Here is a 17,881-nt window from a genome sequence, read left to right as displayed (position 1 = left end):
CGGTCAGCCGTCCGAGGGCTCGCCCTCACCGCGCCAGGGCCGTGCCAGCGTGCACAGGGACACTCCGGCCGCCGCCACCGCGAACAGCATGATGAGAGCCATCGGCAGGGAGCTGTCCTCCCCGAAGACGCCGACCAGGGGCGAGACGAGGGCGCCGCACAGGAACTGCAGGCCGCCGAGGACCGCTGAGGCGGCGCCGGGGGCTGCGCGGCCGAGGGTCTGGCCGATGCTCATGACCGCGGGGAAGACGAGGCCGATCCCGGCGACGGTGACGAACAGGGTGATCCAGGTTCCCGCGAGGGTTTCGCCGACGGTGACCACGAGGAGGACCTGGGCCATGGCGCCGAGCGCGGCGACGCCCACGCCGGTCGTGAGGAGGGTGTTCAGCCGCACGCCTCGCCGGACCAGGCGGGAGAACACCGACCCGTTGATGAGCATGCCGACCGCGTTGGTGGCGAAGATGAGCGAGTACGTCGTCGAGGAGACTCCGTGCAGGTTCTCGAAGACGAAGCTGGAGCCGCTGATGTAGGTGAACAGCGCCGCGGAGACGAAGGCGAGGACGAGGACGTAGCCCATGAAGGCCCGCTTGCCGAGCAGGGCGCCCATGGCCCGGAACGTGCTCGCGATCCCGCCGTGCTGCCGGCGCTCCGGCGGCAGGGACTCGGGCACGGCCCGCACCACGGCCGACAGGAGCAGGGCCCCCAGCACCGTCAGCACGACGAACACCACGCGCCAGGTGGAGACGGCCAGGACGGCCCCGCCGAGCACCGGCGCGGCGATGGGTGCCACGCCCATGATCTGCGACAACACGGCGAAGTGGCGGGGCAGTTCGGTGCCGCGGAAGCGGTCCGTCAGGACGGCCCGGGCCAGCACGGCACCGGCCGCGCCGGTCACGCCCTGCAGGAATCGGGCAGCGGTCAGCACACCGATGTTCGGGGCCAGCGCGCACACGAGGGAGAAGAAGGCGAAACCGGCGACCCCGGACATGAGCAGCCCACGTCGCCCGAGCCCGTCGCTCAGGGGGCCGAGGACCAACTGACCGACGACGAGCCCGGCCAGGAAGGCGGTCATCGTGAGCTGGACAGCTGAGCTGCTCGCGCCGAGCGTGTCGCCCATGGAGGGGAAGCCGGGCACGTACATGTCGATGGCCAGAGGCGTCACGGCGGTGAGGGCACCGAGGATGGCGACCAGGGTGAGGGCCGAGCGCCTGGCGGTTTGGGGGGCGGTGTCCGGGTCGGTGAGTCGTTCAGCGGTGGAAGGAGCGGGGGACGGGGATATCATGGCAATAACGTTAGCCAATGATTCACTGGTTAACAAATGTCCCCGTACAGCTGGAGCCGAGCCGCATGCCCTCCACCCTTCCCTCCCCCGACGGGATCCGCGCACAGTGGGCCGAGCACAACCCCGACCTGGACACCTCCCCCATGGAGCTGGTCGGCCTGCTCAAACGTGTCACAGGCCTCCTCGGCCGTGCCGTCGAGCCGCTTTACGCGGGCGCCCCCCTCACCGCTCCGGAGGTCGATGTGCTGGTCCCCCTGCGGCACGCCACCGACCCGGTCATCGCCAGCGGTCTCGCCCAGCACATGGGGATGTCCCGCGCCGGAATGAGCAAGACCCTCGCCAAACTGGAGCGCCGTGGCTTCATCGCCCGCACCCCCAATCCCGCGGACCGCCGTGCCGCCCTGGTCGTCGTCACCGAAGCGGGCGCCCAGGCCATCGACGCCTTCTTCCCCCGCCAGCTCGCCGCCGAGGTCGAGCTGCTGACGGACCTGGGCAAGGATCGTCAGCAGGTCATCAGGGCTTTGCAGCGGCTGGTGGAGGTCATGGAGAGCGGGGCCGGACGGGACTGACCCGCGGCACGGTCATCGCGTCCGCGTTCTGGCCCCAGGGAGCCGAGTTCGCCGCGCACGCGCGGCACCGGCCCGGACGGAGACCGCAATGCGCTCCACGGTGCCGCGTTCATGCGGGCCCGGCCCCGGACGTACCGAAGGAGAAGGAGGTGAGGCGGAAGTCGCCGTGCAGGGTCAGCCGCAGGTCGTGGACACCGTCGACGGGTGCCGTCACGTCGGCCGTCACCGTGGTCCAGGTGTAGGGACCCCCGGTGACCGGTACGGCCAGTTCGGTCAACGGCCGGTCCCCGGCAAGGATCTCCAGCCGTGCCTCTCCCCCGTCGGCGGCCACGCGCGCGACCTGCGCCTCGAAGCGGGCCGCGCCGGTCAGATCGGCGCGGCGGAACAGCAGGGTGGCGGGGCGTGCGGCGCCGGCCGGGGCGACGGCGTCGCCTGCAGCGCGGTCGGCGTCGACCAGGGTGACGGCGGTGTAGTCGTCGAAGTCGACGGCCTGGGTGCGCCGGCCGACGACCGCTCGGGGCGCGGGAGGCGCACCGGTCACCGTCACCGGTGCGGTCAGGACGACGTCTTCGGCGGACCGTGCGACGAGGACCTCGTAGGCGCCGGGGTCCACGGTGAAGGCGCCGGCGGCGACGTCCCAGTGCGCGAACCGGTCGGCGGGCAGCCGGAAGACAACCTCCCGGCTCGCCCCCGGTTCGAGCCGTACCTTGCGGAAGTCGGCCAGCCGCAGCCTCGGCGCCTCGTAGCGGGCGTCCAGCGCCCGGACGTAGAGCTGGACCACCTCGCTTCCGGCACGGCCGCCGGAGTTCGTCAGGGTCAGCGAGACGTCGAGCGCACCGTCCCCCGCCACCTCCGCCGCGGACAGCCGCAGGTCGCTGTGGGTGAACTCCGTGTAGGACAGGCCGTGCCCGAAGGCGTAGCGGGGTGCGGCGTGGTGGTACTGGTACGTCCAGCCCGCCTTGATGACGTCGTAGTCGAGGGGGTGCGGGAGCTCGTCGTCGCCCCGGTACCAGGTCTGCGGCAGGCGCCCGGCGGGGTCGGCCTCACCCAGCAGGACGGCGGCCAGTGCCGTGCCTGTTTCCTGCCCGCCGTGAGACGTCCACATCACGGCGGGCAGGTGCTCGTCGGCCCAGTCGAGGGCGTAGGGGTAGCTGCTCATGACGACCAGCGCGGTCTCCGGGCGGACCGCGGCGACCGCTCGCAAGAGCGCCTCTTGGGCCGCGGGCAGTGCGATGCCCGAGCGGTCCTCGGTCTCGCGGCCGTCGATGAGCGGGTGGTTGCCTAGGACGACGATCGCGACGTCGGCCGCCTCGGCGGCGGCGCGGGCCTCGGCCGTGCCGTCCCGCAGCAGCTCGCGCTGCCAGCGCTCGGCCTCCTTGGGGGTCCCGGCGGTGGCGGCGACCCGGCCGTCCGCGGGATCGACCGCGGCGTAGCGACCGGTGTGGATGTTGCGCAGGAGCACGGTGCCGGCGTCACCGAGCGGATCGGGCTCCAGTCGGAAGGTCTCGTTGACGAACCAGCTCTTGATGACCGTGGGATCCGCGATGAGCGTGTCATCGTCCTTGCGGGTGAGGTAGCGGCCGGTGAGGGTGTCGCGCAGCGTCAGCGCGCCGCCGCCCCAGTCCTCGACGTCGAACGTGGTCCCGCCGAGCGGTGCGCCCGTGGTGTGCGAGCGCAGGGCGATCCGGTCGGCGCCCTCGACGGTGACGACGTCCGCCGAGGCGGCACGCAGCCCGGACGCGATGCCGGTCTGGTAGGGCAGGGTGCCGCTGTACCAGTCCTCGTACACGCTGTCGGCGTGCGGGCCGATGACGGCGATGCGGGGGGAGTGCTCCGCCCCAAGGGGCAGCAGACCGTCGTTCTTGAGCAGCACCACCGACTCGGTGGCGGCGCGCCGGGCGAGAGCGCGGTGGCCGGGGCAGTCGATCACTTCCGGGCCGATGTGGGCATACGGGTCCAGGTCGGGGTCGAACTCGCCGAGCCGGAAGCGGAGTTGCAGATGGCGGCGGGCCGCGCGATCGATGTCCGACTCGTCGATCAGGCCGCGTTCCAGGGCCTCCCGCAAGCGGCCGGTCACCGTCGAACTGTCCTCGTTCTGGTCGGTGAAGCTGTCGATGCCGGCCTTCAGCGCCGCGGCGTGCCCCTCGGGGTGGTCGGCGAAGTAGTGCTCCGGATCGACCAGGTTGGACGGCGCCTCGGCGTCGCTGACCACGAAGAGTTCGTGTCCGGTCGGCACGGCCCACTCGCGCAGTTCCGTCCGGATGAGGGGACTGACGTGGCAGGGGCGGCCGTTGACGAGGTTGTACGCGGCCATCGCGCCGGTGGCCGCGCCCGAGGCGACAGCGGGCCGGAAGGCTGCCAGGTCGTATTCCTGGAGCACGCGGGGGCGCAGACCGGAGGAGGTGACGCAGCGGTCGTCCTCGTTGTTGTAGGCGAGGAAGTGTTTGAGCACCGGAGCGGCGCGCAGATACGTGGGGTGGTCGCCGGCCAGACCCCGGCAGTAGGCCGTGCCGAGCCGTGCGGTGTGCTCCGGATCCTCCGAGTAGCCCTCCTCGTTGCGGCCCCAGCGCGGGTCGCGCAGCAGGTTCAGCACGGGCGCCCATGCCTGGAGGCTGTTGGTACCGACGCCGTTGGCCGTCGGGCGGTGGCGGTGGAAGGCGCGCAGTTCGACCGAGACGGCCTGGGCCACCTCCCGCACCAGGTCCTCGTCCCAGGTCGCGCCGAGCCCCACCGCCTGCGGGAAGACGGTCGCTTCGCCGAGCCAGGACACGCCGTGCAGTGCCTCCGTGCCGGTGCGGAACGCGGCTACGCCGAGGCGCTCGATGGCCGGGGTGTACTGGTGCAGAAGGGCGATCCGCTCGTCGAGTGTGAGCCGCCCGAGCAAGTCGTCGACGCGCTTCGACATGGGCAGCGCGGGGTCACGGAACGGGAGCCGGTCGGCGGCGGTCAGATACGGAGAACTCACGAGACGAACCCCTAGAAGCAGGCCGGTTTCGGATTGTTGAAGCGCTTCGACGCTGCCACCGGTTTCGCGGGCTGTCAATGCAGCGAAGGAAAGAAAGTTTCTTGAGTATCGCCCTCTTGTTTCGCGAGAAACATGTCATTAACGTTCGCCGCCAAGTGAAGCGCTTCAACGCTCCGAGCCAGAAGGGCCGCTCATGAGCAACGAGTTGAACCGCAGAGGCTTCGTCGGCAAAGCCACCGCGGTGGCGGGCGCCGCGGCGATGGCTCCCCTGCTCTCCGCCTGCGGGAACGGCGGCGAACAACAGACCGGTTCGAACAGCGCGTCCGAACTGAAGAAGGCGATGCCCGCCTACGTTCCCAGCCAGTCCCTGAAGCCCGACATCCCTTCGGTGTCGAACGGCGCCGACCTGGCCACGGACCCCGGCTTCCTGCGCTACCCGACCGAGCACCCCACCACCGTGTCCGGCGTACCGGGCAAGGGCGGCAAGTACACCGCGGTCACCCCGCTCTGGGGCACCGTGCCGCCCCCGGGAAACTCCTTCTACCAGGCCATGGGAGACCCACTGCGGCATGCTCAGGGCTGGTACCTCTCCACCCGCCTCGACGACGCCGACCACGCGGCCCTGGTCGCCCGGCTCCCGGACGAGGCGGAGGTGAGCCCCGAGGTCCAGGACCTCCCTCCTCGGGTCGAGGCCGTCACCCGGCACGCCCCGGACGGCCGCCGCTGGCGCTTCCTGATCAACCACCGCACCGAACCCGTGCCGCTGCCGGAGCCCGCCCACGACCTGCTCACGGACGCCCCGGTGTCCGAACTGCCGCCCGTCGGCTGCGTCGTGCTCCGTATCGCCTGAACCCCGCCGACCGACCGGAAAGGCAACCATGACCAGCGCACCGCAGATCCTCCGATGGGGCCACCGGGCCCTGGAGGTCGAGATCGGCGTGGCCGAGGACGGCATCGCCCGCCTCACGCGGATCGGCCGCCCCGGCGGCACGCCTCCCGAGCGGCGCAACTGGCCTTCGCTGCCCCTGGTGGAGGTGACGGCCGCGGGCCACGGCCGCGCCTGGTCGGGCGGACGCCTCATCGACACCTCCCTCGGCGCGCGTCTGCGGTACCGCGAGCACCGCGTGACCCGCGACAGCCAATGGCTCGTGCTCACGGTCGGCCTTCACGACCCCGAGACAGGTCTCGCCGCGGAGGTCACCTACCGTTCGCCGGAGGGCGTGCCCGTGCTGCGCGCCGAAGTGGCCCTGCGCAACGACGGGGAGGCCACCCTCCACCTGGAGTCGGTCTCCTCCCTCGTCGTGGGCACCCTCGCCGACGGACCGGAGGCCATCGGGGCGGCGGACCTGCTGTGGGCCGAGAACGACTGGGTCGCCGAATGCCGGTGGCAGCGACGGCCGATGCGGGTGACCTCACCGGCCCTGGGCGATCGCGTCGTCTACGACAACGGCAAGGGCGGGTTCACGCGGACCGGGCGGGGCGTGTGGTCCAGCTGCGGCCACCTGCCCATGGGCGGCCTGGCGGACCGTCGGCTCGGGCGCACCTGGGTGTGGCAGATCGAGCACAACGGCGGTGGCTGGCACTGGGAGTGCGGCGAACGCGACACGTTGGCCTACCTGGCCCTGTTCGGCCCGAACGACACCCATCACGGCTGGCGGCACCCGCTGGAGCCGGGGGCCGGGTTCGCCACCGTGCCGGTGGCTCTCGCCTTCAGCGACGAGGGCGGCCCGGACGAGGCCTTCGCCGCGCTCACCCGCTACCGCCGCGCCATCCGCCGCCCGCATCCGGACCACGAGCAACTCCCCGTCATCTACAACGACTACATGAACTGCCTGATGGGCGACCCCACGGCGGAGAAGCTGCTGCCGCTGATCGACGCGGCCGCCGACGCGGGGGCGGAGTACTTCGTCATCGACGCCGGCTGGTACGACGGCGAGAACGGCGGCTGGTGGGACAGCGTGGGGGCCTGGGAGCCGGCCGCCTCGCGTTTCCCCGGCGAGCGCGGGATCCACGAGGTGCTGGACCGCATCCGGGAGCGCGGCATGGTGCCCGGTCTGTGGCTGGAGCCGGAGGTGATCGGTGTCCGCAGCCCCATGGCCACGTCCCTGCCGGACGAGGCGTTCTTCCGCCGCGACGGCGTACGCGTCACCGAGACCGGCCGCCATCACCTGGATCTGCGTCACCCCGCCGCCCGCGCCCACCTGGACCAGGTCGTGGACCGTCTGGTCGGCGCGTGGGGCGTCGGCTACCTGAAACTCGACCACAACATCGACCCGGGCTCCGGCACCAGTGCCCACCCCGGTGAAACTCCGGGCGCGGGACTGCTCGGCCACAACCGCGCGCACCTCGACTGGCTCGACGGCATCCTGGACCGCCATCCGCACCTGGTGGTGGAGAACTGCTCGTCCGGCGGCATGCGCTGGGACTACGCGCTGCTGTCCCGCATGCAGCTGCAGTCCACCAGCGACCAGCAGAACCTCCAGCTGTACGCGCCCATCGCGGCCTCCGCGCCCACCGCCGTCACCCCGGAACAGGGCGCCGTCTGGGCCTACCCGCTGCCGACGGACTCCCCGGACGAGGTGGTGTTCACCATGGCCAACGCCCTCCTCGGCCGCATCCATCTGTCGGGCTTGCTGCCGGACCTGCGGCCCGAGGCGCTCGCCCTGGTGCACGAGGCCGTCGCCGTGTACAAGGCCATCCGCGACGACCTGGCCCGGGCCGTGCCCGCGTGGCCGCTCGGGCTGCCGGCCTGGGAGGACCCGTGGGTCGCCCTGGCCCTGCGCATTCCCGGCACCACGTACCTGACGGTGTGGCGCCGCCCCGGAGCCGACGTCACCACGCGTCTCGCCCTGCCGCACCTGCGGGGCTCCGGGGCCCACCCGGACGTGCTCTACCCCACCGCGAGCCGGGCCGACGTCGCCTGGGACCCCGACACCGCCGACCTCACGCTGACGCTGCCCACGGCTCCGTCCGCAGTACTGCTCCGCCTCGACAGCACGTCGACCAACCGCTGAACAGAAGGATTCGACCAAGTGCCAGAGAATCAGCTCCCCGAGGCCGTCGTGGCCAACCCCGTCATCCCCGGCCTCCATCCGGACCCCAGCGTGTGCCGTGTGGGCGACGACTATTACCTGGTGTGCTCCAGCTTCGAGTACTTCCCCGGCATCCCCGTCTTCCACAGTCGCGACCTGGTGCACTGGACGCAGATCGGCAACGCCCTGGACCGGCCCAGCCAGCTCCGCCTGACCACGGACACGGCGTCCTCCGGCGGCATCTACGCCCCAACGCTGCGCCACCACGACGGCCGTTTCTGGCTGATCGTCACCAACGTGGCCAGTGGTGAGGGAAACCTGCTGTTCACCGCCACCGATCCGGCCGGGCCCTGGTCGGAGCCGGTGCGACTGTCGGGGATCGGCGGGATCGACCCGGACCTCGCCTGGGACGAGGACGGCACCTGCTGGTGCACGACCGCCGGGGTCTCCCAGGTGCGCCTCGACCCGTCCACCGGGCAGACGCTCGGCGAGCCGCAACCGCTCTGGTCCGGCGGCGTCGACGCGATGGCCCCGGAGGCACCGCACCTGTACCGCATCGGCGCGTACTGGTACCTGCTCATCGCCGAGGGCGGCACCGAGCGCGGTCACGCCGTCTCGATCGCCCGCGGGACGTCTCCCTCCGGCCCGTTCGAGCCGTGCCCGCACAACCCGTTCCTGACCCACCGCGGCACCAACCGGCCTGTTCAGAACACCGGACACGCGGATCTGGTCCAGGCGCCCGACGGCTCGTGGTGGATGGTGCTGCTGGCCGTCCGGCCGCGGGGCGGAACGCCGGGCTGGCACGTGCTGGGCCGTGAGACGTTCCTGGTGCCGGTGCAGTGGGTGGACGGATGGCCGGTCGTCGGCGAGGTGCCGTCCGAACTGCCCGCACCAGCCTGGCCACTCGTCCCCGCGCCCACCGAGCCCGTCCGTGACGACTTCGACCTCGGTGAGCTGCGGCCGCAGTGGATCTCCGTGCGGGACCGTCTCGTGGAGCACTGCACCACCAAGGAACGCTCCGGCTGGCTGACCCTGCGCGCCCGCGGCGCCTCGCTCGACGAACGGGACGTCGTGTTCGTCGGCCGCCGCCAGCAGCACCTGACGTGCCAGGCGCGGACCCGCGTCGACGCGGCGGAGGGGCGCGGCGGCCTGGCGGTCCGCCTGGACGAGGAGCACCACTACGAGATCGAGGCGTCCGGAGGAGAGGTACGGATGCTCGCCCGGGTGGGGCCCTTGCGCACCGTCGTGTCGTCCCGGTCCGTGCCCGCCGGGCCCGTGGTCCTCGTGCTCCGCGTCTCCCCCACCTCTCCGCGGGACGCCCGCACCGGGCCGGACACCCTCGCGTTCGGCGTCGAGGAGCCGGACGGCACGTTCACCGAGCTCGGCGCCCTCGACGGCCGCTACCTGTCGACCGAGGTGGCCGGCGGTTTCACCGGCCGGGTCATCGGCATGTACGCCGCGGCCGGCACGGTCCACTTCGACTGGTTCGACTACGAGCCCCTCGGCTCCTGATCCGGCGCCCAGGCGCCGCCGGAACCGCTCTTCCTCGACCACCTGAACGCGCCGTCCCCCCACGGGCGGACCCCGCCCGGCCGAACAGAGAAGGGCCAGAGATGCAGGGACAGCACCACCTCACCAACCGCCGCAGTCGCGGCCCGGGACGTGTACTCGGCCTCCTGCTGGCGCTGGTCACCGTGATCGGGCTGACCAGCACCGCGGCCTTCGCCGCACCCGACCATCAGGGCTCGCTCCCGATACGGCTTCCGAAACTCGCCGCCACGCCGATGGAGACGGTGGCCGCGATGCAGCCCAGCTGGAACCTGGGCAACACCCTGGACGCCATTCCCGAGGAGACGTCCTGGGGCAACCCGAAGGCCACGAAGGCCGTGTTCGACACCATCAAAGCCCAGGGCTTCCGCAGCGTCCGCATTCCCGTCACCTGGACCGACCACCAGTCCTCCACGGCCCCCTACACGATCGACGCGACGTGGATGAACCGCGTCAAGGAAGTCGTCGACATGGCCCTGGCCGACGGTCTGTACGTCGTGATCAACGTGCATCACGACTCGTGGCAGTGGATCGCCGACATGCCCACCAACCATGACGGCGTCCTGGCCCGCTTCAAGGCCAGCTGGACCCAGATCGCCGCGAAGTTCAGGAATTACCCGCCGAGCCTGCTGTTCGAGAGCAACAACGAGCCGCAGTTCAACAACACCACCGACGCCCAGGGCATTCAGTACAACAGCGAGCTGAACACCGCGTTCCACACCGTGGTACGCCAGTCCGGAGGCAACAACGCGACCCGGCTGCTCGTCCTGCCCACCCTGCACACCAATTCGGGCCAGGGGTTCCTGGACGCCCTGGCCGGCGAGATGAAGGCGCTGAACGACAAGAAACTCGTGGCCACGGTGCACTACTATGGCTACTACCCGTTCAGCGTGAACGTCGCGGGCGGCACCACGTTCGACGCCACCTCGCAGAAGGACATGAGCGACAACTTCTCCAGGATCCGTGCCACCCTCACATCCAAGGGCATCCCCGTCTACCTCGGTGAATACGGCCTGCTGCAGTTCCCCGACTCCAACCACCCCTCCCGCATCGAGCGGGGCGAAGCGCTGAAGTTCTACGAGCAGCTCGGCTACAACGCCCGCACCGCCGGTGTGACCACGGCCCTGTGGGATGCGGGAAGCTGGAACCACCTGAACCGCACCACCCTGCGGTGGTCCGACCCCTCGCTGTTCGCCGCGATCAAGTCCAGCTGGACCACCCGCTCGGGGACCGCCTCATCGGACCGGGTCTTCCTGGCGAAGTCGAGCGCCATCGCTGCAAAGACGCTCACGCTGAACCCGAACGGCACCACCTTCCGGGGCGTCTGGCAGGGCAACACCCAGCTCGTCCAGGGCCGGGACTACACCGTCTCCGGCAACCAGCTGACCCTCACGGCCTCCGCTCTCACCAGACTGGCCGGCAACCGCGCCTACGGGATCAACGCGACGATCCAGGCCCGTTTCTCCGCGGGCGTCCCCTGGAACATCTACGTGACCACGTACGACAGGCCGGTGCTCTCCAACGCGAGCGGCAACACCTCCGGCGGGCTCAGCATCCCCACCCAGTTCCGTGGTGACCAACTGGCGACCATGGAGTCCAAGTACGCCGACGGCAGCGTCGCCGGCAACACCTCCTGGACGCCTTACCAGGAGTTCAACGGCGCCTTCTCCCCCAACTACTCGGGTAACGCCCTCACCCTGACCCCCGACTACCTCAACGCCCTGAAGGACGGTGCGCAGGCCACGCTCACCTTCCACTTCTGGAGCGGAGCCACCGTGACGTACCGCGTGACCAAGAACGGAGGCTCGGTGACGGGAACGGTCGCCTGACCGCGCCTCGCCTCGCCCCGGGTGCCGTGCCGGCACCCGGGGTCCTCCTCCGCTCCTCTCAGCTCTTGGGCGGGGCCGTGCTCTCCCGGATCGTGAGCGTGGTCGCGATCTCCAGTCCGACCCGGGGCACGTCCTCGCCGCGGCCCAGCGCCAGCGCCAGTTCCGTGGCGGCCACGGCCATGTCGGCCAGGGGCTGATGGACCGTGGTCAGGGGTGGGTCGACCCAGGCCACGGCCGGTACGTCGTCGAAGCCCACCACGCTCAGGTCCCCCGGGATGTTCAGCCCCAGCTCGCGCGCCGCCTGGTAGACGCCGAGGGCCTGCATGTCGTTGGCGGTGAAGACGGCGGTGGGGCGATCGTCCCGGGAGAGCAGTTCGCGGGCCGCGGTGCAGCCGTCCTCGCGGGTGAGCAGGGTCTTGACCATCAGGTTCGGGTCCACCGGCAGACCGGCTTCGGCGAGCGCCGAGACATAGCCGGAGGTCCGCGCCAGACAGAAGGGATGATCAGGTCCGGTGATCATGGCGATGCGCCGGTGTCCCAGATCGATCAGGTGCCGGGTCGCGGCCTGCCCGCCCCTCCAGTTGGTGGCACCGACGAACGGTACGTCGTCGGGCAGTTCCCCGTTCGGGTCGAACACGACGAACGGGATGCCCTTCGCCTTCAGCTGGTCCCGCTCGTCCTCCGACAGCCACGCCACCGACAGCACGCATTGCGGTCGCCGCCCCACCGTCTCGTCGATGGTCCTGGCCGGTGTGTCGTGAAGGCCGAACTCCGAGACCAGGACACCGACCTTGTTCCTGCGGGCCGCCCGTTCCACCCCACGGATGATCTCCACGGCCCACATGCTCTCCAGCTCGCGGAACACGAGCTCCACCAGGTTGCTGCGGTTCTTGGGCGGCTTGCGGTAACCGTAGCGCTGGATCAGGTCCTCGATGCGGGCCCGGGTCTCGTCGGACACGCCCGACCGGCCGTTGAGCACCTTCGACACGGTGGGGACGGAGACGCCGGCGGACTCGGCGATGTAGGCGATGGTGACGGCCGCCGGCCCTCCGCCGCCCGTGCTCTTGTCCTCCGACTCTTCCGTCTCTTCCGCTTCTTGCGTGGAAGGCGCTTCTGATCGGTTGTCCGGCACGTTGCCTTTCCCATCCCTCGCCCGGTGAGGCCGTCATTCCGGCACCCCCCGCGCGACCCCGGGGGGTCACGAAAGCATACCCGGACTTTCGTAATCGGCAGCGGCTACGAAACACACCACAGAGACCGGCCTGACCAGGAACAAAGCCGATCACGACGTTTCTCGCAGGGCACCTTCGACATCACGGCCGCTCGCGATACTTTCGCAACGCGTCAAACGGAGCGTTATGCCCCCGCGTTACTTCGAGGACCTCTCCCCCGGCTACGGCAGGACGACCCCACGATCCGCCTTCTCCTCGAGCGCCCCGAGGATCGACCTGAACGGTCTCTGGGCCTTCCGCTTCTCGCCCACCGAACTCGACGGAACGGACGGCTTGGAGCTTCCCGCTTTCCACGACGGGGAATGGGACCGGCTGCCCGTCCCCGCCCACTGGCAGTTGCACGGCTACGGCAAGCCCGTGTACCTGAACATCCCCACCCCATCCCCCTGGATCCCCCGTACGTCCCCGACGAGAACCCGACCGGTGATCACCACCGTGTCTTCGACCTGCCCGAGTCGTGGCGGGCACGCCCGCCGTGGTGCGCTTCGAGGGAGTGGAATCCTGCGCGCGGGTCGCATCCTGACCGTCAACGGCCGCCGGGTGGTCCTGCGCGGTATCAACCGGCACGAGTTCCATCCCGACCGTGGCCGCTGCGTCACCGTGGACGACATGCGCGACGACGTGCTGTCGATGAAGCGGCACGACATCAACGCCGTACGCACCTCGCACTGCCCGCCCCACCCGGCGTTCCTCGATCTGTGCGACGAGTACGGCCTGTGGGTCATGGTCGAGTGCGACCTGGAGACCCACGGGTTCGAGATGACGAAACCACACCCCTGGCTGGGCAACCCGTCCGACGACCCTCGGTGGCGTGAGGCCTATCTGGACCGCGCCGTGCGGACCGTGGAACGCGACAAGAACCACGCCGGCGTCATCTCCTGGTCGCTGGGCAACGAAGCCGGCGACGGCCGCAATCTCGAAGCGATGGCCGCCTGGATCCGCGAACGGGACCCCTCGCGGCCCATCCACTACGACGCGACCGCATGGCCCGCTACGTCGACCTCTACGGCGAGATGTACCGCGCGCCGGCCAACGTCAGCCGCATCGGCCGGGGTCTGCTGCGGCCGGGCGAGAAGTTCTACCCGGCCACCGACGGCAAGGGCGACCGGGCGGCTGACCACCGCCGCCGACGCCCGGAGCGGATCGTCACTCATGGCGACCTCTCCGACGGCGTGCCGGCGGGGGTCGGCGTGTCCGGGGCCAGCAGTCCCTCGGCGCGCAGATCGTCCCAGAGGGCGGCCGGGACCGGGTGCCGCAGCTGCTCCACTGTGTCGCGCACCTCGTCGACGAAGCGGGCCCCGGTCAGGACACTCGCGACCGCGGGGTGCCCGTAGGGGAAGTGCAGGGCGGCGCTTCGCAGCGGCACGCCGTGACGTTCGGCGACGGCCTTCAGCCGCAGCGCGCGGTCGAGCACCGGTTGCGGGGCGGGCGCGTAGTCGTACATCGCGCCGGGCTCCGGAGCGATCAGCAGCCCCGAGTTGAAGACCCCGCCGATGACGACGCTCCTGCCGCGAGCGGAGGCCTCCGGCAGCATCTCGGCGAGGCCCTGCTGTTCGAGCAGCGTGTAGCGGCCGGCGAGCAGGACGACGTCGATGTCGGTCTCCCGCAGGAAGCGGGCGGGCAGCGCGCACTGGTTCATCCCGACGCCGATCGCCCCGATCACACCTTCGTCGCGCAGCCGCTCCAGCGCCGGATACGCCTCGCGCAGCGCCTGGTCGGCGTGGTCGTCGGGGTCGTGCAGCAGGGCCACGTCGACGCGGTCGAGGCCGAGGCGTTGCAGGCTCGCTTCCAGGGAGCGCAGCACCCCGTCGGCGCTGAAGTCCCAGACGCGCCGGTGGGTGTCGGACACGGCGAAGCCGTGCGCCAGGTCGTCGCCCCGGCCGCCCCGCGGGTCCGGCTCCAGCAGCCGCCCGACCTTGGTGGACACGGTGTACGTGTCCCGGGGGCGGTCACGCAGTGCCGCGCCCAGGCGGCGCTCGGACAGGCCCAGCCCGTAGTGGGGCGCGGTGTCGAAGGTGCGGATGCCCGCGTCCCAGGCTGCGTCGACCGTGGCGAGGGCCGCCTCGTCGGTGATCGGGCGGTAGAGGTTGCCGATCCCCGCGGCCCCGAACGACAGCTCGGTGACCCGGACACCGGTGCTGCCCAGCGTCGCCGTCTTCATGAGCCGGCCGCCGGGCGGAGCCTTAGCCCCTGCATGCCGCCGTCGACGGCGAGGGCCGTACCGGTCACGGAAGCGGCGGCCGGAGACGCCAGGTAGACGATTGCGGCGGCGACCTCGTCCGCGGTGACCAGGCGCCCCATCGGCTGACGGGCGTTCAGAGCGGCACGTTCGGCCTGGGGATCGTCGGCGGCGTCCAGGAGCCGCGCCACCCAAGGGGTGTCGGCGGTACCGGGGTTGACGCAGTTGACGCGGATGCCTTCGCGGACGTGGTCGGCGGCCATGGAGAGGGTCAGCGACAGGACCGCGCCCTTGCTGGCGCAGTAGAGGGCGCGCTGTGGGAGGCCGGCGGTGGCGCCGATCGAGCAGGTGTTGACGATCGCCGCGTGCGCCGAGCGCCGAAGATGGGGCAGGGCGGCGCGGGTGGTGCGCACGATGCCGAGGACGTTGACGTCCATGACGCGGTGCCATTCTTCGTCGGGGTTGTCCTCGACGGTGCCGATGGCTCCGGTGCCGGCGTTGTTGACGAGGATGTCGAGGCCGCCGAGGCGCGTGGCCGCTTCCTCCACGGCGAGGCGTACCGACGTGTCGTCCCGGACGTCGGCCTTGACGGGGTACAGCGGTTCGGGCACCCCGGACGCTTCGAGGTCGAGCACGGCCACCGCCGCGCCCCGCCCGGCCAGCGCGCGTGCGGTGGCGAGCCCGATGCCGGAAGCGCCGCCGGTGACGAGGGCCCTGAGTCCTGACAGTTCGCTCATGTGTCACTCTCCTGCCGGGCGCGGTCGGCGGCCCAGAAAGTTCCGTCCGGGAAGTGGTAGGCGGCGATGGACTCCTCACGCATGGTGGCGGAGAAGCCCGGATCGAGGGGGGCTGTGTAGTGCCCGCCGCGCACGACCACGGGCACGTCGAAGTGCTGGTGGAGGTGGTCGACGTACTCGATGGCCCGGTCCTCGGTCGTGCCGGACAGGGCGAGGTAGTCGAACATGGACAGGTGCTGTACCAGCTCGCACAGTCCCACGCCTCCGGCGTGCGGACACACCGGCACCCCGAACTTCGCGGCGAGCAGCAGGATCGCCAGGTTCTCGTTCACCCCGCCGACCCGGGCCGCGTCGATCTGCAGCACGTCGAGGGCATCGGCCTGGAGGAGCTGCTTGAAGACGACACGGTTCTGCACGTGTTCGCCGGTGGCGACCTTGACGGGGCCGACCGCCCGGCGCACGGCGGCGTGTCCGAGGATGTCGTCGGGGCTGGTGGGCTCCTCGATCCAGTAAGGCCTGAACTCGGCGAGTGCGGTGACCCATTGGATCGCCTCGGCCACGCCCCACCGCTGGTTGGCGTCGATGGCGATGCGGATGCCGTCGCCGACGGCCGCCCGGGCGGTGCGCAGGCGCCGGATGTCGTCGCCGAGGTCGGCGCCGACCTTGAGCTTGATCTGGGTGAACCCGTCGTCGACCGCCTGCTCGGCAAGCCGGGTGAGCTTGTCGTCCGGGTATCCGAGCCAGCCCGGGGACGTGGTGTAGCCCGGATAGCCGCGCTCCAGCAGCGTCACCTCGCGGTCGGCGAGCCCCGCACGGCCGTTGCGCAGGAGGGCGAGGGCCTCCTCGGGGGTGAGGGCGTCGGTGAGGTACCGGAAGTCGACCTGGGAGACGAGCCACTCGGGTTCGGCGTGGGCGAGCAGGCGCCACAGCGGCTGCCCGGCGCGCTTGGCGGCCAGGTCCCACACCGCGTTGACCACGGCGCCGATGGCCATGTGCATCACGCCCTTCTCGGGGCCGAGCCAGCGGAGCTGGCTGTCGCCGATCAGGTCGCGGCTGAGCGAGCCCGGGTCGTCGCAGAGCTCCGCGACGGAACGTCCCACGACATGGTGCCGCAGGGCGTCGATCGCGGCGACCTGCACGTCGTTGCCACGCCCGATGGTGAAGGTGAAACCGTGGCCTTCCGGACCGTCAGCGGCGTCGGTGCGCAGCACCACGTAGGCGGCGGAGTAGTCGGGATCCGGGTTCATCGCGTCGGAGCCGTCCAGTTCCCGTGAGGTGGGGAAGCGGACGTCGTACGTGTCGAGCGCGGTGATCCGGGCTGAGGTGGCGGTCACGGGCGGGCCTTTCATGCTTGGCCGAAGGTCTGGCGCTGGCTGCCGAGCCGGTCGACGGAGAGTTCGACGGTGTCGCCCGGGCGGAGGTAGGGAGTGCCGGGCAGACCGAGGGCCACGCCGGCCGGCGTACCCGTGTTGATCACGTCGCCCGGCTCCAGGACCATGTACTGGCTCAGATGGGCCACGATGTGCTCGACCGGGAAGATCATGTCCCGGGTGTGTCCGTTCTGCCTCTTCACGCCGTTGACGCTGAGGTGCAGCCCGAGGTTCTGCGGATCGCCGACCTCGTCCGCGGTGACCAGCCACGGTCCGAGCGGGTTGAAGGTCTCGCAGGACTTGCCGAGGTCCCACTGCGAGGAGTATTCCAGCTGGAACTCCCGCTCCGAGACGTCATGGCTGATCGCGTATCCGGCGATGACGGCCCGGGCGGCTTCCGGGCCGTCCAGGTAGCGGGCCCGGCGGCCGATGACGACCGCGAGTTCGACCTCCCAGTCGGTCTTCACCGAGCCGCGCGGGACGAGCACCTGGTCGTAGGGTCCGACGACGGTCCCCGGGTCCTTCATGAACACCACCGGCCGCTCGGGGATCGCGGCACCGGTCTCGGCGGCGTGGTCCCGGTAGTTCAGCCCGACGCAGACGATCTTGCCGGGGCGTGCGACGGGCGGGCCGGTCCGCAGTCCGTCGGCGTCCAGTGCGGGGAGGCTTCCCGCGGCGACCGCGGCGCGGGCACGGTCGATAGCGTCCGAGGCGAGGAACGCGCCGTCGATGTCGGAGGTCACGGAGGACAGGTCCAGCAGCCGGCCCTCGTCGGTGCGGACGGCTGGGCGCTCCTCGCCGGTGGCGCCGACCCTCAGCAGTTTCACTCGCGGCCTTCCCTTGCCCAGGCGGTTCACGGAGGGAGGCGACGGCCGGTTTCCGTGCTCTCCCAGTCATCGGATGTATGACTACAGCGTGACTGTAGACGCAAGAGAAACCCGCTGGCAACGGATACCTCGGATGTATTTCCCTACGCGCCGGTGGCCTCCTTGACCGGGGCGGAACACCTCATTGGAAGCTCGTACGAGCGTGCCGGGCAAGGGCGGGAGCGGGTGAGCGGAACCGGCTCATGTCGCGTAGATCGGTAGGTTCGGAGTCCTGTCAACGCCGGCAACGCCGGCGTCACGTCCTCGGCGTCC

12 protein-coding genes and 2 pseudogenes are annotated in these 17,881 nt (G+C 70.9%); 7 read left to right on the top strand and 7 right to left on the bottom strand.

Features of this window, described 5'->3' with window-relative positions; genetic code table 11:
• Positions 1-3: 3 nt before the first annotated feature.
• On the bottom strand, positions 4-1,281 hold the full coding sequence (locus FDO69_RS23145; RefSeq protein WP_104781759.1) for a multidrug effflux MFS transporter: 1,278 nt from the start codon (positions 1,279-1,281) through the stop codon (positions 4-6).
• 65 nt (positions 1,282-1,346) lie between these two features.
• Here FDO69_RS23145 and FDO69_RS23140 point away from each other — a divergent pair, with 65 nt between their 5' ends.
• On the top strand, positions 1,347-1,850 hold the full coding sequence (locus FDO69_RS23140) for a MarR family winged helix-turn-helix transcriptional regulator (protein ID WP_104781758.1): 504 nt from the start codon (positions 1,347-1,349) through the stop codon (positions 1,848-1,850).
• A 109-nt stretch (positions 1,851-1,959) separates the two neighbouring features.
• Here the strand turns inward: FDO69_RS23140 and FDO69_RS23135 are convergent, their stop codons facing one another.
• Positions 1,960-4,815, bottom strand: a complete 2,856-nt coding sequence (locus FDO69_RS23135; RefSeq protein ID WP_420878529.1) for a glycoside hydrolase family 3 C-terminal domain-containing protein — start codon at positions 4,813-4,815, stop codon at positions 1,960-1,962.
• 193 nt (positions 4,816-5,008) lie between these two features.
• Here FDO69_RS23135 and FDO69_RS23130 point away from each other — a divergent pair, with 193 nt between their 5' ends.
• The 4 genes from FDO69_RS23130 to FDO69_RS23115 all read left to right on the top strand — a co-directional run bounded on the left by FDO69_RS23130 (position 5,009) and on the right by FDO69_RS23115 (position 11,224).
• Entirely contained in the window at positions 5,009-5,665 is a 657-nt protein-coding gene (locus FDO69_RS23130) for a Beta-galactosidase C-terminal domain (protein WP_107502216.1), read from the top strand.
• Positions 5,666-5,693: 28 nt separating this feature from the next.
• Positions 5,694-7,829, top strand: a complete 2,136-nt coding sequence (locus FDO69_RS23125) for an alpha-galactosidase (protein ID WP_104781757.1) — start codon at positions 5,694-5,696, stop codon at positions 7,827-7,829.
• Between the two features lie 18 nt (positions 7,830-7,847).
• Positions 7,848-9,359: a glycoside hydrolase family 43 protein gene (locus FDO69_RS23120; RefSeq protein ID WP_104781756.1), complete on the top strand. Its 1,512-nt coding sequence runs from the start codon at positions 7,848-7,850 to the stop codon at positions 9,357-9,359.
• Positions 9,360-9,460: 101 nt separating this feature from the next.
• Complete coding sequence (locus FDO69_RS23115) at positions 9,461-11,224, top strand: cellulase family glycosylhydrolase (protein WP_104781755.1); 1,764 nt, start codon at positions 9,461-9,463, stop codon at positions 11,222-11,224.
• A 58-nt stretch (positions 11,225-11,282) separates the two neighbouring features.
• Here FDO69_RS23115 and FDO69_RS23110 read toward each other — a convergent pair whose 3' ends face one another.
• Positions 11,283-12,356 carry a LacI family DNA-binding transcriptional regulator gene (locus FDO69_RS23110; protein ID WP_104781754.1) on the bottom strand — a complete coding sequence of 358 codons (1,074 nt, stop codon included), beginning with the start codon at positions 12,354-12,356 and terminating at the stop codon, positions 11,283-11,285.
• Between the two features lie 226 nt (positions 12,357-12,582).
• On the opposite strand from FDO69_RS23110, the pseudogene FDO69_RS43245 reads away from it, so the two are divergent.
• Positions 12,583-12,948, top strand: a pseudogene (locus tag FDO69_RS43245) (sugar-binding domain-containing protein); the annotation flags it as partial.
• A gap of 24 nt (positions 12,949-12,972) precedes the next feature.
• Positions 12,973-13,514: pseudogene (locus FDO69_RS43240) on the top strand (glycoside hydrolase family 2 TIM barrel-domain containing protein); the annotation flags it as partial.
• 92 nt (positions 13,515-13,606) lie between these two features.
• On the opposite strand, the gene FDO69_RS23100 reads toward FDO69_RS43240, so the two are convergent.
• The 4 genes from FDO69_RS23100 to FDO69_RS23085 are packed head-to-tail and all read right to left on the bottom strand — an operon-like array spanning position 13,607 to position 17,569.
• Complete coding sequence (locus FDO69_RS23100) at positions 13,607-14,617, bottom strand: aldo/keto reductase (protein ID WP_104781753.1); 1,011 nt, start codon at positions 14,615-14,617, stop codon at positions 13,607-13,609.
• Positions 14,614-15,372 carry an SDR family NAD(P)-dependent oxidoreductase gene (locus FDO69_RS23095; RefSeq protein ID WP_104781752.1) on the bottom strand — a complete coding sequence of 253 codons (759 nt, stop codon included), beginning with the start codon at positions 15,370-15,372 and terminating at the stop codon, positions 14,614-14,616. The genes FDO69_RS23100 and FDO69_RS23095 overlap by 4 nt, the downstream gene beginning before the upstream one ends.
• Positions 15,369-16,706 (bottom strand): L-fuconate dehydratase, encoded by a 1,338-nt coding sequence (locus FDO69_RS23090; protein WP_104781751.1) that lies wholly within the window; start codon positions 16,704-16,706, stop codon positions 15,369-15,371. The genes FDO69_RS23095 and FDO69_RS23090 overlap by 4 nt, the downstream gene beginning before the upstream one ends.
• An 11-nt stretch (positions 16,707-16,717) precedes the next feature.
• Positions 16,718-17,569: a fumarylacetoacetate hydrolase family protein gene (locus FDO69_RS23085; RefSeq protein WP_104781750.1), complete on the bottom strand. Its 852-nt coding sequence runs from the start codon at positions 17,567-17,569 to the stop codon at positions 16,718-16,720.
• Positions 17,570-17,881: the final 312 nt, after the last annotated feature.

This window comes from Streptomyces tibetensis (assembly GCF_007655005.1).
Taxonomy (GTDB): Bacteria; Actinomycetota; Actinomycetes; order Streptomycetales; family Streptomycetaceae; genus Streptomyces; species Streptomyces tibetensis.
Note: the sequence above shows the minus strand (reverse complement) of the source record. Positions and strands in the feature narration are given on the sequence as shown.